This is a genomic window from Oleiphilus sp. HI0066 (assembly GCF_001635725.1).
On the sequence record NZ_LWFH01000198.1, the window covers coordinates 1 to 679 of the forward strand.

Consider the following 679-nt stretch of genomic DNA (forward strand, 5'->3'; position numbering starts at 1 on the left):
TGAAGATGACTGGAATGTTGTAAAGATTACAGAAGCGAATAAAACGTGCGTTTTTATAGGCCGCGGCAATATCTATTTGTCCCGAGGCAACTGCACTGTTGTTCGCGACAAAACCAATCACGTTGCCGTCCATTCTTCCAAGCGCAGTAATGGTATTGCGCGCTCGATCAGGTTGAATCTCAAGGAAGTCGCCGTGATCGCATAATTCTTGAATAATGATGCTGACATCAAGTGGAGTGTTAAAACCGCTTGGGCTGTTAAAGGCCTTCTTCAGCAGGATGTCGATGTCCCACGTCTCACGCTTCACCGCATCAGACGTTGGCTGGTGCGGTGCGAGTTCGCTATTGTTACTCGGGATGTATTTAAGAATTTCTTTTACTTTCTTGAGAGCTGCTACTTCATCTTCAACGACAAAGTCAGTAACCCCTGTTTGGCTGTGAACACCCGGGCCTCCCAACTCGTCAGGTGTTACGTCTTCACCCAATACGCTTTTCACAACACCTGGGCCCGTGAGTCCAAAAAAGGTGTTTTTCGGTTGAATCATAAAGCTGCCTTGGCGAGGGAGATATGAGCCGCCGCCGGCATTAAATCCGAACATGCACATGATGCTAGGTACCACACCGCTGATTTTTCGCAGCGCGGTGAAGGCTTCGGCATATCCATCCAGACCGCCAACACC

1 protein-coding gene is annotated in these 679 nt (G+C 48.9%); it reads right to left on the reverse strand.

The window, feature by feature from the left end; translation table 11 throughout:
• On the reverse strand, positions 1-679 hold a 679-nt coding region (locus A3738_RS03155), incomplete at both ends, for a carboxyl transferase domain-containing protein (protein WP_255376135.1).